Here is a 15,202-nt window from a genome sequence, read left to right on the forward strand (position 1 = left end):
CTCGCTCCCACAGGATTTAGGTTGGACACAAAATGTGTGAACACCACTGAACCTGTGGGAGCGAGCCTGCTCGCGAATGGGCGCTACGCCATTTTCACGCCAGGCGTCAGAGCCGATGGCAACACCAGGCTCGGGGTTTCCAGCGACGCCACCGGGTACGCGCAATAATCCGCTGCGTAATAGGCGCTGGCGCGGTGGTTGCCCGAGGCGCCGACACCGCCGAACGGCGCGCTGCTCGCGGCGCCGGTCAGCTGTTTGTTCCAGTTGACGATGCCGGCGCGGCTTTCCAGCCAGAACTGCTGGTAACGCGCTTCGGAATCGGAGAGCAAGCCGGCGGCCAGCCCATAAGCAGTGTTGTTGGCTTCAGTGATCGCCGCGCCGAAATCGGTATAGCGGATCACTTGCAGCAGCGGCCCGAACAGTTCTTCGTCCGGACGCTCAGCCACGGCCGTCACATCGACAATGCCCGGAGTCAGCAAGGCCGACTGCGCCTGTGGCTGAGTCATTTCCAGCAGCGCCACCGCGCCGTTGGCCAGCAATTGCTCTTGCGCATCCATCAGCGCTTTCGCCGCGCCGAGGGAAATCACCGAGCCCATGAACGGCGCCGGTTGCTGATCGAAGGCACCGACTTCAATGGTCGAACTGACTTCAACCAGACGCTTGAGCAGGCTGTCGCCCCACGCGCCTTGCGGCACCAGCAGACGCCGGGCGCAGGTGCAGCGCTGGCCGGCGGAAATGAATGCCGACTGAATGATGGTGTACACCGCCGCGTCCAGATCAGCGACCTGATCGACCACCAGCGGGTTGTTACCGCCCATCTCCAGCGCAAGAATCTTGTCCGGACGCCCGGCGAATTGCTGGTGCAGATGATTGCCGGTGCGGCTCGAACCGGTGAAGAACAGACCGTCGATGCCCGGATTCGCCGCCAGAGCGATACCGGTTTCCCGCGCGCCTTGCAGCAGGTTCAACACGCCTGCCGGCAGGCCGGCTTCGATCCAGCACTTCACCGTCAGCTCGGCGACTTTCGGTGTCAGTTCGCTGGGCTTGAACAGCACGCTGTTACCGGCCAGCAGCGCCGGGACGATATGACCGTTAGGCAAGTGACCGGGGAAGTTGTAAGGACCAAACACCGCAACCACGCCGTGGGGCTTGTGGCGCAATACGGCGGTGGCGTCGCCCAATGGGCCGCTCTTCTCGCCGGTGCGCTCGCGGTAGCTCTGCACCGAAATCGCGATCTTGTTGACCATGCTGGTGACTTCGGTCGCAGCTTCCCACAGCGGTTTGCCGGTTTCTTCGCCGATGGTGCGAGCCAGTTCGTCAGCGTGGTTTTTCAACGCAGCGGCGAAAGCTTCGAGGACGCTGATGCGCTCCTCGAGGGTGCGACGTGCCCACTGAGGAAATGCCTGGCGAGCAGCCTGAACCGCCGATTCGACCTGCGCAGCAGTGGCGCCCTCGCCAGCCCACAGCACTTGCTGGGTCACCGGGTTCAGCGATTGAAAGGCCTCGCCCTGACCGGCTAGCCACTCACCTGCGATGTATAGCGAATTCATTATTTCGACTCCCGTGCAGCGGACAACGCCACGGCGCGAACCTGATCGCCGGCGCTGAGTTGAAGACGTTTCGCGGTTTGCGGATCGACCACCAGGGTGCCCGCAGCCAGTCGCGCTGGTGCAGCCGTGATGCGGCAATCCTCGCGCTTGCGGTTGTGGATGATGAACGGCGTGGCGTCATCGCCCGGCGTGCCGACGGCCAGCACCAGCGCTTCGCTGTCACGCACCGCGCGGATCTTGCTGGTTTCGCATTCGATGGCCGGGCCGGCGTCGAAGATGTCGACGTAACCCTGGTAGCTGAAGCCTTCGCTCTTGAGCATGGCCAGCGCCGGCTCGGTGTCCGGGTGCACCTGGCCGATGACGTTGCGCGCGTCCGGCGAAAGGAAGCAGGTGTACAGCGGGAATTTCGGCATCAGTTCGGCGATGAACGCCTTGTTGCCGACGCCGGTCAGGTAATCGGCCTGGCTGAATTCCATCTTGAAGAAATGGCGGCCGAGGCTTTCCCAGAACGGCGAGCGCCCGGCGTCATCGGACACGCCACGCATTTCGGCGATGATCTTGTTACCGAACAGCTCCGGGAACTCAGCGATGAACAGCATCCGCGCCTTGGACAGCATCCGGCCGTTGAGGCCGTTGCGGTAATCAGCGTGCAGGAACAGCGAGCACAGCTCGGAATTGCCGGTCAGGTCGTTGGCCAGAAACAGCGTCGGGATTTCGCGGTAAATGTTCAGCTCTTGCGAAGCGCTGACCGTCAGACCGACGCGGAAGTTGTACCAGGGCTCGCGCAGACCAACCGCACCGGCGATGGCGGAAATCCCCACCACGCGGCCGTCATCGTCTTCGAGCACGAACAGATAGTCGGCATCGCCACGCCCGGCTTCGCCGCGAAAGGTCTTCTCGGCCCAGCCGACCCGGTGGGTCAGGCGCTCTTCGTTGGCCGGCAAGGTAGTCAGGCCGGTGCCGGTGCTGCGGGCCAGGTCGATCAGCGCGGATAAATCGCTGCTGCGTACGGGACGAACAATCATGCTATCTCCTCAAACGGGCCGCTCGCGCCACCCGTGAAACTCGCTAAGGCGTTAAACCGCCACCAGGCGCACGCTGGCACCTTCACCGACGCCCAGGGCTTCGGCCGCTTCCATATCCAGCGTCACCGGTTTGCCCGGCGCGTAATCCAGCTCAAGCAACACCGCGCGGTAATCCTGCAACTGCGCGTTGGCCACCAGGTACTGGCGCCCGGCACCTTTGACCGGCTCGCCGATTTTCACCGGCACCACGCGGCTCTGGGCGATCGAACGGATCCCGGAAACCCGCGCATGCAGGGTCGGGCCGCCGTCGAAGATGTCGATGTAGTGATCGGTTTCGAAGCCTTCGCGCATCAGGATGTCGAAAGTGATCTGCGCACGCGGGTGCACCTGGCCCATCGCCTCTTGGGCGGAATCCGGCAGCAGCGGCACGTAGATCGGGTAATGCGGCATCAGCTCGGCGAGGAAGGTGCGGCTTTTCAGCCCGCACAGGCGCTCGGCCTCGGCGTAGTTGAGGTCGAAGAAATTACGTCCGATCGCATCCCAGAACGGCGAGTCGCCATTCTCGTCGCTGTAACCGACGATCTCGGTCACCACCGAGTCGGCAAAACGCTCCGGGTGGCTGGCGACGAACAGCAGACGGCCACGGGAATTGAGCTCGGCCCACGGCGATCCGACCAGCTCGCGCTGCACATAGAAACTGGTCAGCAAGCTGTTGCCGGTCAGGTCGTGGCACTGCGAGAGCACGTGGATCTTGTTGTGGATCTTCAGCTCGCGGGAGGCGTGGACGAAGGTCTCGTTACGGAAGCTGTAGAACGGCTCCGAATAACCGGCGGAAGCGACAATGGCCGAGCAGCCGACCAGTTTGCCGGTGCTCGAGTCTTCGAGGACAAAGAAGTAACTCTCTTCACCGTTGAAGCTCACTTCGGCGGCGAACGAAGCTTCGCTCGCGGCGATCTTGTCGCTCAGACGTTCCACGTCATCCGGCAAGGAAGTGACACCAATCGGGCTGTCCGCAGCCAGACGCTGTACCTCGCCCAGATCAGCCATTTGCGCGGGGCGCATCACCAGCATGGTGTCACTCCTTTCTCTTCAATATTCACAGAAAAAACCGGGCCCACATAAAGATCGATGCAGGAATGGGACTTGTGGCGAGGGGATTTATCCCCGCTGGGGGGCGAAGCACCCCCAAAAATCTGGGGCCGCTGCGCAGCCCATCGGGGACAAATCCCCTCACCACAGGTTCAATCCAACAGGTGAATGTGCCCGGTATCAAAAATTGGTTCGGCGCCGGAAAAACTCCAGGCGCCGAAAGGTCCATCAGGCTTGCGTCAACTTCGCCGCAGCACGTTCGAAGCGGTCGAGACCGGCGTCGATATCGGCGTCTTCCACCACCAGGCTCGGGGCGAAACGGATCACGTCGGGGCCAGCCTGGAGAATCATCAGGCCTTCCTGTTCGGCGGCGTTGAAGATGTCCTTGGCCTTGCCTTTCCACGCTTCGCTCAGCACGCAACCGATCAGCAGACCGAGACCACGCACCTGAGTGAACAGGCCGTATTTCTCGCCGATCTGTTGCAGGCGGGTCTTGAACTTGTCGTGCTTGGCGTTCACGCCGTTCAGCACCTCAGGGGTGTTGACCACGTCGATCACCGCTTCGGCGACGGCGCAGGCCAGCGGGTTGCCGCCGTAGGTGGTGCCGTGGGTGCCGACGACCAGATGTTTGGCCAGCGCTTCAGTGGTCATCATTGCCGCGATCGGGAAACCACCGCCCAGGCTCTTGGCGCTGGTGAGGATGTCCGGGGTCACGCCGTAATGCTGGTAGGCGAACAGCTTGCCGCTGCGGCCCATGCCGGTCTGCACTTCGTCGAACACCAGCAGCGCGTTGTTCGCGTCGCACAGTTCGCGGGCGCCTTGCAGGTAAGCCAGTTCGGCCGGCAGTACGCCGCCCTCGCCCTGGATCGGTTCCAGCACGACCGCGCAGGTCTTCTCGGACACCGCGGCTTTCAGCGCGGCCAGATCGTTGTAGGGAACGTGGGTGATGCCAGTGATTTTCGGGCCGAAACCGTCGGAGTACTTCGACTGGCCACCGACGTTGACGGTGAACAGGGTACGGCCGTGGAAGCTGTTCAGCGCGGCGATGATTTCGTATTTCTCGGTGCCGAAACGGTCGAATGCGACGCGACGGGCCAGCTTGAATGCGGCCTCGTTGGCTTCGGCGCCGGAGTTGCAGAAGAACACGCGCTCGGCGAACGTGGCGTCGATCAGCTTGTGCGCCAGACGCAGGGCCGGTTCGTTGGTAAACACGTTGGACACGTGCCACAGCTTGTTCGCCTGTTCGGTCAACGCGCCGACCAGCGCCGGATGCGCATGGCCCAATACGTTGACGGCAATCCCGCCGGCGAAGTCGATCAGCTCGCGGCCGGCCTGATCCCAGACCCGGGAACCGGCGCCACGCACCGGAATGAAAGCGGCAGGCGCGTAGTTGGGAACCATTACCTGGTCGAAATCGGCGCGTTGTACCGCAGCGTGCTCAACGGACATCGGAGTCTCCTGAAGAGGAACACCCGCCTGGAACTGGCGAGCGATGAGGGGATTGTAAGGACAGTTGGGTGCCCGGCCTTGTCGCCAAGCGACAACTTCTTATAGCGCAAACCCCGGATTTTCCCGGGTTTACGGCAATGCGACATATAGCGTCGCAAAGGCGCAGTTTACCGGGCGCGGCCGATTTGCGGCAGGTCGCGCAGGATACCAAGTCAGCCCCCACGGCAGAGACATAAATATCTACCGCACGGTGGTCGCTTGCCGCTGATTTGCTGAGGGTTCTTCCCAACGCCAAGGAATGGCCATGCATTTGTCTGAAGCACCCCCATCGACAACCCCGGACGCCGTACATGACGCGCAACATGCGGACGAGCATTACCAACCACTGAAAAACGCGATTCCGGCCTGGCTGGGCGACACCTCAGCCACGCGGCGCGAAGCGCTGAAGAACAGCGTCCCGCAACAGCCGGCCGCGCTCAAGGTCGCGCCAGCCGAACAGCACGCGTTGATGAAAAGCCTTGGGGCGGCGCATATCACCGCGCAGAGCCGGGTCGACAAGAGCCTTGAGCACTTGCAGGACGCTGCCGCCTTCGCCGAGCCCCTGCTCAAGGCCGAGCTGAAAAGCTGCTTCGATCTGGAACTGGATGTCAGAAACACCTACGTGCGCCTGTACATTCCTGCCACCACCCCATGGTTTCCGATCCGCACCGGCGCCCGCGCCTGGTCCGTGTCACTGCTTGAGGCGGCACTGCATAACTTCGAAGAAAGGGAAACCGAAGACGACGCCTTCGAAGCCGAGTCGACATTTACTAGCGCACCTTCGGCTACAGGACAGTTTGAAACCCTGCCCGACATCAAGGCGAAACTGAGCATTCCCGCATTCACAAAACTGTGCCGTCGACTGGATATCGGCGCGAAATACAAAGCCAGTCTGGAAGACAATCTGGGCTACTCCGATCCGATGGTCGCGTCGGTCTTGCGCGGCAAGATCGACGCCAGCCAGAAGGCCGCGATGAAATCGGCCCTGCAATGGGCGCGGATGAACCGCGACGTGTCGGAAAACGCGGTACGCCTGATCGAAGCCATGCTCGACGGTGTGAAAGGCCTGCATGTGCACGGCGCCCCGCTGCTGTGTCATGACATGACGATGCTTTGCGCACCGCTCACCGGCATCGTGGTATTCGCCCCGGACCTGTACATGACACGCAATGCAGCGCGCGTCGTCGCCTACGTCCCGGATGACCCCGAACATCCGTTCAAGGAGTACGCCTCGCCATTGGAAATGGTCGTGGAGCTGACGCGCCAGTTGCGCGCCAGGGACTATCAGCAATTCTTCAGCCGCTTCGTCAACCACGACCAGCGCGGTTTCTTCTTCAGCACCCTCAACAGCCGGCTGAGTGAAATCCGCTGGCACCCGCACGAACCCGGCGACCCTCGGCCGGCATGGCGCGAAGCCGCAGTGGAGCGGCCCGATCTGCAGACTGCGCTGACGCCGTTTTACGACGATGTGTGGCAACACCTGTACCAGGCAAAACTGAACAAGATTTTCAATGACGCCCGAACCATTGCCGTACCGACTGCCCTGGTTGATCAAAGGGCGCGCTGGGCGTTCTGGGATTCGCTGGTCAACATCCTCTCTTCCATCGCCCAGACCGCCGCAATGATCGTCGCGCCGTTCGTGCCGGTGCTCGGTGAAGCGATGATGGCGTACATGGCCTATCAGATGCTCAATGAAGTATTCGAAGGCATTGTCGAGTGGGCGCAGGGGCGCACGACCGAGGCGGTCGAACACCTGATGGGAACCGTGGAATCGATGATCCAGTTGGGCATGTTCGCCGTCGGCGGTGCGATTGGCGCGGCCGAGTTCCGCAAGATATTGCCCAAGGAAATCGTGGCGTTCATCGACCGCTTCAAACCGGTACAACTGGCCAATGGTGACACCCGCTACTGGCAACCGGATCTCGAACGCTACAAACATCCGCAGCGCCCGAGTGCCGATTCGCAACCCGATGCCCTGGGTTTGCATGCGCATGAGGACAAGCTTCTGCTGCCCTTGGAGGACGCGCACTTTGCGGTCACGAAAAGTCAGGTGCCGGGGCAGTACCGCATCGAACATCCGAGTCGCCCCGACGCTTACCAACCGGTGCTGCGCCACAATGGCGAAGGCGCCTGGCACACTGAACTGGAGCAACCGCTGGAATGGGATGTCGCAACCGCGCTGCGCCGTATCGGCCCTGCGGTCGAGAGCTTGTCCGCGAGCGAGCGCGAAACCGTGCTGCAGATCAGCGGAACCAGCGAAGACGCGTTGCGCAAAATGCATGTCGAGCAGGAAAAGGTCCCGCCTCTGCTGGCCGACAGCATCCAGCGCTTCAAGATTGATCAGCAGTTGCAACGCTTCATCGACCAGCTCGACAGCGCTGACGCTGAAGTTTTTTTGCGCGCCGACCCGGTCATGCAGCTGCAGGTGCTCAGCGAATACGGCCGCTGGCCAGGCGACCAGTGCCTGCGTCTGCTCGATCGCCAAGGCGAGCAACTGTGGCAATCGTCTGCCGACACAAGCCTGCCGGTAATCGAACTACGCCACGACACGCTGGCCGGTGGCGACGTGCTCAAAACCCTGCTCCAAGCCCTCGACGAGACGCAGATCAAAACCTTGCTGGACGAGCCCTTCGCGGGACCGACGCCGTCCATCGAGGTCCGCAGCCACAACCTGCGCAAACAACTGGCCGACCTCGCCAGACGCAACACCAGCGCGCTGTTCGAGTCGCGCTATCAAGCCCTCCAGCACCTCGACGACCCGCTGGCCGCTCGACTCAAGATTCACCCTCCGCAATTGCCGGCCAGCATTACCCGCGAACTGCTCGATACCGCGACCGGCAGCGAACTGTTGCAGATCAGCGAAGGACGATTGCCCCCGCGCCAGCAGGCACTCATGCAGATGGCCAGTGACGAGGTGCGCCTTACCCGCGCGTATGAAGGCCTTGAGCTGGCCTCGGTGAGCAATCACGACTCTGATTCTCTGGCGCTGCACAGCCTCAAATTGTTGCAGGGCTGGAGCGGCGATGTACGCATCGAAATCCGTGACGGGCGCTACGAGGGCCGGTTACTGGACACGATCGGCCGTGACGATGCGCCCGAATACAAGGTGCTGGTTCGCCGCGACGATGGCCAATACCAACCTTATGACGATCGTGGGCAGCAGCTGCATTCGTTCGCTGATTTCTATTCCAGCCTGTTGTACGCATTGCCCGACAGCGAGCGCCAGAGCCTGGACATGCGGATCGGCCAGGGTCAGGCGCTGAAGGCGGCCATTCGTGAACGCACGCTCGAGCGCAACGAGTGGCGTCAGGTGATTGCCGATACGCCGTCCCGAGCGCCGGCTGTCGACACCCTGCGCCTGCTCGGTACCGACGGTTACGCCCATGCTCCGCGTCCGCCACGCCCCGCTTACCAGCCGCACACCCTCGAAGAAGACATCCGGGTGCTCTATCCACGCATGTCGAACCATGAAGTGCGCTTCCTCGCCGAAAGCATGCGAAGCAGTCCCGCAGGCCCGCGCGCCGAAATGCTTCGTTTGCAAAATGACTACCTGCAATTGCAGAACGAACTGCATGTCTGGGCCAACAATCCGCCCGCCGTGCATCCGGAAACCGGCACGGCGCTCACCTCGCTGGAGAAGCGCGCCGAAATCCAGAATCGCAGGCTGCTCAGGGAGCAATTGCTCAAAGCCTGGAGACGGGGGCACGTCACGGGTATCAATCACCAAGGCTTTGCCGCCGGATACGCCTTGCGCCTTACACCTGCGGTGATGGGCGACTTGCCCGTGTTGTCAGCAGACTTCAGCCATATCACCTCGCTCGCCATTGATGGCAGCCCGATGACCACCTCCGTCGACAGCTTTCTGCAGTCCTTCAGCCAGTTGCAGAATATCGATGCGCGCAACCTCAATCTATCGAGCCTGCCGCAAGCACTGACTTCGATGCGCTCGCTGCGCGAATTGCGCTTACGCAATTGTCGGATCAGTCTGACGACGGTCACAGAGTCGGTGCTCGCAGCCATGCCGCAGCTCACCCTGCTCGATCTGCAAGGCAATGCGCTGGGCCTGCCTCCGGACCTGCATACACTGCCTTCGTTGCGCTACGTGAACCTGTCGGATACCGGCATTCACACGGTGCCCGACGATCTGCTGGATCATCCGCGCCTGATTTCGGCGCAATTCGATCGCAACCGCATCACGCGGATACCGGACAGTTTTTTCAACCTGGCAAGCTCCCTCAGCGATGGTTATACCTTCGCCGACAATCCGTTGACGGCGGCTTCTCGCGAGCGGGTAAAAGTGTTCTACGAGCACACCGGAAGGCACTTCGGCGTCCGGCCCGTGCAGGAGGATCTGCAACGCACCATCGCCTTGTTTCCATCCCTCGACACGGAAGGCGCAACACAGGTGTTGTACCGATTGCCCGGGCCATTGGCGGAGTGCGGCGCACAGTTGTCCCGCTGGGAAAACGAACTCGGCGTGCTGAATCTCGAACTCAGTCAATGGATCAACCAGGCCACCGTGACCGCCTCTGAGTCGGGGGAACGTCTTCCCCTCGAGGCACAGGCCCGCGAACTGGAGGCCCGGCGATCCTTTGCGCAACAGATCGAGCAATTCTGGCGCAGCCCGCCCCTGTACCCGCGCCTTGAAGAACTCAGGGCAACGGCGACGTTCAGTGGGGATATGCCGATACTCAGCGCCGGTCTCGAGCGCGCGACGCAGCTGAACCTCACCGGCACCGCCATTAGCACCGCCGCCCTGCGCTTCGTGGAGTGCTTCCCCAACCTTGCCAAGCTGAAAATGAGCGGTTTCGAACTGGGACCGCTTGCGCTGGGCGAAGCAAAACTGCCTCAACTGAGCGATCTGGAGCTGAAAAATTGTGGCGTGGTCATGACCCCGGAAAATCAGGCTGCGCTGCTGTCACTTGGCAGCCTCGACTCGCTGGACCTGAGCGACAATCCGTTGGGTACGTTCCCCGACCTGAATTTGTTGCCCGAATTGATCTATCTCGATCTGTCCAACTGCGGGCTGACCGTCGTTCCCGAAGGACTGGCCAGCCATCCGGGGTTGCGAACCGCAGTGCTCGCAGGCAACCGCATCACGCAACTGCCCGAGGCGCTGTTCGACCTCCCCGCCGAGCGCAGTGACGGCATTGACCTTGCCGACAACCCGCTATCGGCCGCCACCCGCAACCAGATCAAAAACTACTACCGCCTCCATCGCAACGACTTCGACGTACTGGCGGCCGAGCCGGACGTGAGCCTCGCCCGGCAGTTGTTTCCCGGTCTGAACAAGCAAGAGGCCAGCGAGATGATTTACGACTTGCCCGGCGACCTGGCCGACGGTCGCCAACAGCTGCTTCGCTGGCAAGCAGAACAGCAACAGATGCGCGATGACCTGACCCGCTGGGCCTTGGCAACGCCGTCTGCGCACCCGGTTACCGGTCAGGCCTTGAGCGCAAGCGAGCGTTTGGCGCTACGATCCGCACGCTCGGACTTCAAGCAATTGATAAAGGATTTCTGGGGCGAAAGATCGATGGGTACCGGCAGGCGCACGACTTCTTTCGCGGCAGACCTCAAGTTCCTCGGCGAAATGCCGCGCCTGACGGTCAACTTCGATCACGTTACCAGCCTCAAGCTGGCGGGCAACGTGACGATCGCGGGACTGGAGCCGTTCGCTGCCTTGTTCCCGAATCTTCAGATGCTGGAACTGAAAGCTTTCACACTCTATGACATCCCTCTATTCGTCAGCCGTCTGCACTATCTCAAAGAGCTCAAACTCAATGACTGCGCGCTGACGCTTACCCCTGCCGGGCAGCAGGTACTTGGCGCGCTGCCCGAGTTGCGGTTGCTCGATCTGAGCCATAACCCACTGACAAACGCGCCAGACCTGACAATCCTGCCCAAGGTGACGAACTTCTCGCTCGGCCATAGCGAACTGACGAGCGTGCCGAAGGGCATCGCCGAGCATCCGCTGCTGCGAGAGCTCCATCTCAATAACAACCAGATAACCGTGCTGCCCGACGCTGTTTTCAGTTTGCATCCCGAGCGGGCCGACAGCGTCTATCTGAACGACAATCCTCTGTCCATGAATGCCCGCGAGCGCGTCAAGCGCTACTACGCCGCACAAGGGCGCAACTTCCGGATCAAGCCGGCATCGGCTGACATTGCCATGGCGCAGAGACTGTTCCCGCGACTGGGCGAAAACGCTGCGATCAACATGATTTATCGCCTGCCCGGGACATTACAGACCGGCACGGCGCAACTGATCAGATGGGAGGCGGAAATCGCCCGCATGACCAGTGATCTCAACACATGGAGCGCGCGCTTGCCGGTCAACAACCCTTCGACAGAGCTGCCCTGGACTGCGCCGGAAAGATTTGCAGAACTCGCCGCCAGACAAAGATTCAGCAGCGACCTTGAGAAACTCTGGCGCGGCCGGCAAAACGAAAACTCAGCCCTGCGGTTCAATACTTTCGAAGCCGATGCGACATTCACCGGCGAATTGCCGGAACTGACCGCTGACTTCAGCCACATCACGCATCTCAACCTTCAGGGCAATCCGGGGCTGAACATTCCCGATGGTTTTTTCCGAAGCTTCAGTGGCCTGCGCGGACTGGAACTGCAGGATTTCGCCTTGGGCCGGATACCCCAATCGCTGCCAAGCCTGCCGTTGCTTGAGAGGTTGATGCTGAGCAAGTGCCAGATCACTCTGGATCCTGCCGGACAGGCGATCCTGTCCACGATGACCCGATTGAAATCTCTGGACTTGTATAGCAACCCTCTGCAGGTGACGCCCGATCTATCGACCCTGCAGAACCTGACGTTCATCGACCTGATCAACACCGGCATCGATAGTGTTCCCGCCGGGCTGGAACAGCTGCCGCACCTGGAAGTCGCGTTGCTGAGCGACAACAACATCAGCGAATTGCCGGCGCAACTGACGCAGTATTCCGATCGCGGTATTGAACTGGGCGGCAACCCTTTGTCGGTTGCTTCCAGAGAACGGATCAAGGCCGCATTCCAGGCCAAGGCTGACAACTTCGGTGTCTGGGTCCAACAACAAGACATCGATCTGGCGCAAAGCCTTTATCCATCGCTGTTCGGCTTCGATGCCAACGATCTGGTCTACAAGCTTGCGGGCACGCTGGCCGATGGACGTGTTGAGCTGATGCGCCGCAAAACCGAGCTCACCAGCCTGCTCGAACGCCTGGATAGCTGGGCCAACGAGACTCCCAACGATACTCACACGCAGATGCCGCTTGCGACCGAAGCGGCAGCCAGGGAAAGACTCAACCGCCAGCACTTCAGGCAAAGCCTCGAAGACGACCTGCGCCGTGCGCCCTCGTTCCTGACAGGGCCAAGGGTCAGCTGCGAGTTGTCGTTTACCGGTGAGCTGCCGCCGCTGACCGCGCGTTTCGACCACATCGAACAATTGAAGCTGACCACCACAGCGTCCGCTGCGCCTCGGATCGATCGTCTGCTGGAGCTGTTCCCGAAGCTCAAAGGCATCGACATCCGCAATTATCCGCTGGGCGAGATTCCCGTCCCGATTTTCGCCATGGAAAGGCTGCGCAGCCTGTATCTGCCGGGCTGTGAGATCACGTTGACTGCGCAGACCGCAGAAGCATTCGCAACGCTGAGAAACCTGAGTTCCGTGGACCTGAGCGACAATCCGCTCAACATCGCTCCGGATCTGAGTCATTTCCCGCAGATGACCGATGTGCGTCTGGGCAACTGTGCCTTGAGCAAGGTGCCTGACGGCCTGTTCGGACTGCCTCGATTGATGTACGCCGACTTGTCCGGAAACGCGATCACCGAGTTGCCGGGCGAGTTTCCCCTACAGCCCGGCGACGTGCTGACCGAATACGACTTCAGCGACAACCCGCTGACTGCCGAAAGTTTGCAGCGCCTGCAGCGGTATGAGGCGGCGTATCAATTGCGCCTGCTGGAGCAGCAGTCGAGCAACGACACCGCGTATCAGACGATTGAGGATTTCCATGATTTCTCCGGCGGCATGGAAATCGATTGAGGGTCGATCCGCGCTCAGCCACGCTCCGGCGGCACTGACGACAATTCGAACGGGCTGCTGCTGCGCCGCTGGTTGCGATCTTCGCGCGGCGTGGCACCGAAGAAATTGCGATAGGCGCTGGAGAAATGCGGCCCCGAGGAGAAGCCGCACGAGAGGCCGATCTGGATGATCGACTTGCTGGTCTGCATCAACATCTGCCGGGCCTTGTTCAGGCGCAATTCCAGGTAGTACTGGCTCGGCACGCGGTTGAGGTATTGCTTGAAGATCCGTTCCAGCTGCCGACGGGATACGCACACGTGCTGGGCGATTTCGTCGGTGGTCAGCGGCTCTTCGATGTTGGCTTCCATCAGCAACACCGCTTGGGTGAGCTTCGGATGACTGGAGCCGAGGCGATTCTGCAACGGGATGCGCTGACGCTCACCGCCCTCGCGGATGCGCTCGACCACGAGTTCTTCCGACACCGCACCGGCCAGTTCCGCGCCGTGATCGCGGGCCAGCACCGCCAGCAGCAGGTCGAGCACCGACATGCCACCGCAGGCGGTCAGACGATCGCGATCCCAGTCGAACAGATGACTGGTGGCGATGACTTTCGGGAAGCGCTCAGCGAAATCGTCCTGCCAGCGCCAGTGCACGGCGGCGCGATAACCGTCGAGCAAACCGAGCTGCGCCAGCGGATAGACACCGGCCGACAGACCACCGATCACGCAACCGGCACGCACCAGTTGCTTGAGCGCACTGCTCAGCGCCGGCGCCAGGGTGGTCGGCGGCTCGTCGGCGAGCAGGAACAGTTTCTGGAAATTCTCGAGCTTGCCGGCCCAGGGTTCGCCGGGCAATTGCCAGGCCCCTTCGGTCTGCGGCTCGGCCTGCAAGAACGACAGTTCGTAAACCACGTCCGGGTGCACCCGCTGCGCAACACGCAAGGCCTCCTCCGCCAGCGCCAGCGTCAACGCTTTAGTGCTGGGCCAAATCAGGAAACCAATTCGATGGGCAGTCATGGGCGGGCAATCCGAAACGAACAACGGTGATGAAGGCATGGGCCAATGCTAGCCCGGAAATGAACACAAATCCTGAAACCGGTGAAGATCAGAATGTGGGAGCGAGCCTGCTCGCGAAGGCGGTGTACCAGTCAACATAATTGCTGGCTGTTGTACCGCTTTCGCGAGCAGGCTCGCTCCCACAGGGATCTGAGCCAGCCAGAAGATCGCGAAGCATGACCTAATCTGGTGCACAACGGCAGCCCTGATTTATTTCAGGCTGCCCGACAGGAACTGCTGCAAGCGCTCCGACTGCGGGTTGACCAGCACTTCGCGCGGGTTGCCGCTTTCTTCGACGACGCCTTTGTGCAGGAACACCAGCTGGTTCGACACTTCACGGGCGAAGCCCATTTCGTGGGTCACCACGACCATGGTGCGGCCTTCCTGCGCCAGCGCCTGCATGACTTTCAGCACGTCGCCGACCAGTTCCGGGTCAAGGGCCGAGGTCGGTTCGTCGAACAGCATCACCTCCGGCTCCATCGCCAACGCACGGGCAATAGCCACACGCTGCTGTTCGCCGCCGGACATGTGCCCCGGGAACGCGTCTTTGCGATGGGCCACGCCAACCTTGTTCAGGTAGTACTCGGCTTTTTCGCGCGCTTCGTACTTGGGTACGCCGAGCACGTGCACCGGCGCTTCCATGATGTTTTCAATCGCGGTCATGTGCGACCACAGATTGAAATGCTGGAACACCATCGACAGGCGCGAACGCATGCGCTGCAGCTGTTTTGGATCAGCGGCTTTCAGCGCGCCATCCTTGTTCGCCACCAGTTTCAGCTCTTCGTTGTTGAGCAGGATCTTGCCGGCGTGCGGCTGCTCGAGCAGGTTGATGCAACGCAGGAAAGTACTTTTGCCGGAGCCACTGGAGCCGATGATGCTGATCACATCGCCGGCGGCGGCTTTCAGGGACACGCCCTTGAGCACTTCGTGACTGCCATAGCGTTTATGCAGGTCTTGGACTTCAAGTTTGTACATGCGGTCGGTTCT

7 protein-coding genes are annotated in these 15,202 nt (G+C 61.3%); 1 reads left to right on the forward strand and 6 read right to left on the reverse strand.

The genetic code is table 11. The annotated features are described in order from the left end of the window. Positions 1 to 83: 83 nt before the first annotated feature. The 4 genes from astD to J2Y39_RS12290 all read right to left on the reverse strand — a co-directional run bounded on the left by astD (position 84) and on the right by J2Y39_RS12290 (position 5,113). Positions 84 to 1,553 (reverse strand): succinylglutamate-semialdehyde dehydrogenase, encoded by a 1,470-nt coding sequence (gene astD / locus J2Y39_RS12275; RefSeq protein ID WP_310218411.1) that lies wholly within the window; start codon positions 1,551 to 1,553, stop codon positions 84 to 86. Continuing rightward, positions 1,550 to 2,575: an arginine N-succinyltransferase gene (gene astA, locus J2Y39_RS12280; protein ID WP_024014014.1), complete on the reverse strand. Its 1,026-nt coding sequence runs from the start codon at positions 2,573 to 2,575 to the stop codon at positions 1,550 to 1,552. The genes astD and astA overlap by 4 nt, the downstream gene beginning before the upstream one ends. A gap of 51 nt (positions 2,576 to 2,626) precedes the next feature. Further along, positions 2,627 to 3,646 carry an arginine/ornithine succinyltransferase subunit alpha gene (gene aruF, locus J2Y39_RS12285; protein WP_024014015.1) on the reverse strand — a complete coding sequence of 340 codons (1,020 nt, stop codon included), beginning with the start codon at positions 3,644 to 3,646 and terminating at the stop codon, positions 2,627 to 2,629. Between the two features lie 246 nt (positions 3,647 to 3,892). Then, on the reverse strand, positions 3,893 to 5,113 hold the full coding sequence (locus J2Y39_RS12290) for an aspartate aminotransferase family protein (protein ID WP_016773586.1): 1,221 nt from the start codon (positions 5,111 to 5,113) through the stop codon (positions 3,893 to 3,895). Positions 5,114 to 5,417: 304 nt separating this feature from the next. Between J2Y39_RS12290 and J2Y39_RS12295 the strand changes: the two genes are divergently transcribed. Next, positions 5,418 to 13,181 (forward strand): dermonecrotic toxin domain-containing protein, encoded by a 7,764-nt coding sequence (locus J2Y39_RS12295; protein ID WP_310217825.1) that lies wholly within the window; start codon positions 5,418 to 5,420, stop codon positions 13,179 to 13,181. Positions 13,182 to 13,195: 14 nt separating this feature from the next. Here J2Y39_RS12295 and argR read toward each other — a convergent pair whose 3' ends face one another. Both argR and J2Y39_RS12305 read right to left on the reverse strand, forming a co-directional pair. After that, the gene (argR, locus tag J2Y39_RS12300; protein WP_041479242.1) at positions 13,196 to 14,176 is read right to left on the reverse strand and encodes a transcriptional regulator ArgR; all 981 of its coding nucleotides are present in this window, start codon (positions 14,174 to 14,176) and stop codon (positions 13,196 to 13,198) included. A 249-nt stretch (positions 14,177 to 14,425) separates the two neighbouring features. Then, entirely contained in the window at positions 14,426 to 15,190 is a 765-nt protein-coding gene (locus tag J2Y39_RS12305; protein WP_007912705.1) for an ABC transporter ATP-binding protein, read from the reverse strand. Positions 15,191 to 15,202 lie beyond the last annotated feature (12 nt).

The sequence above is a fragment of the Pseudomonas sp. 2957 genome, assembly GCF_031456345.1.
Classification (GTDB): Bacteria; Pseudomonadota; Gammaproteobacteria; order Pseudomonadales; family Pseudomonadaceae; genus Aquipseudomonas; species Aquipseudomonas siliginis.

Bases quoted from the DNA above. Each gene is read 5' to 3' on its own strand.
- argR (WP_041479242.1), bottom strand. From the start codon at position 14,176: ATGACTGCCCATCGAATTGGTTTCCTGATTTGGCCCAGCACTAAAGCG.
- aruF (WP_024014015.1), bottom strand. From the start codon at position 3,646: ATGCTGGTGATGCGCCCCGCGCAAATGGCTGATCTGGGCGAGGTACAG.
- astA (WP_024014014.1), bottom strand. From the start codon at position 2,575: ATGATTGTTCGTCCCGTACGCAGCAGCGATTTATCCGCGCTGATCGAC.
- J2Y39_RS12290 (WP_016773586.1), bottom strand. From the start codon at position 5,113: ATGTCCGTTGAGCACGCTGCGGTACAACGCGCCGATTTCGACCAGGTA.
- J2Y39_RS12295 (WP_310217825.1), top strand. From the start codon at position 5,418: ATGCATTTGTCTGAAGCACCCCCATCGACAACCCCGGACGCCGTACAT.
- J2Y39_RS12305 (WP_007912705.1), bottom strand. From the start codon at position 15,190: ATGTACAAACTTGAAGTCCAAGACCTGCATAAACGCTATGGCAGTCAC.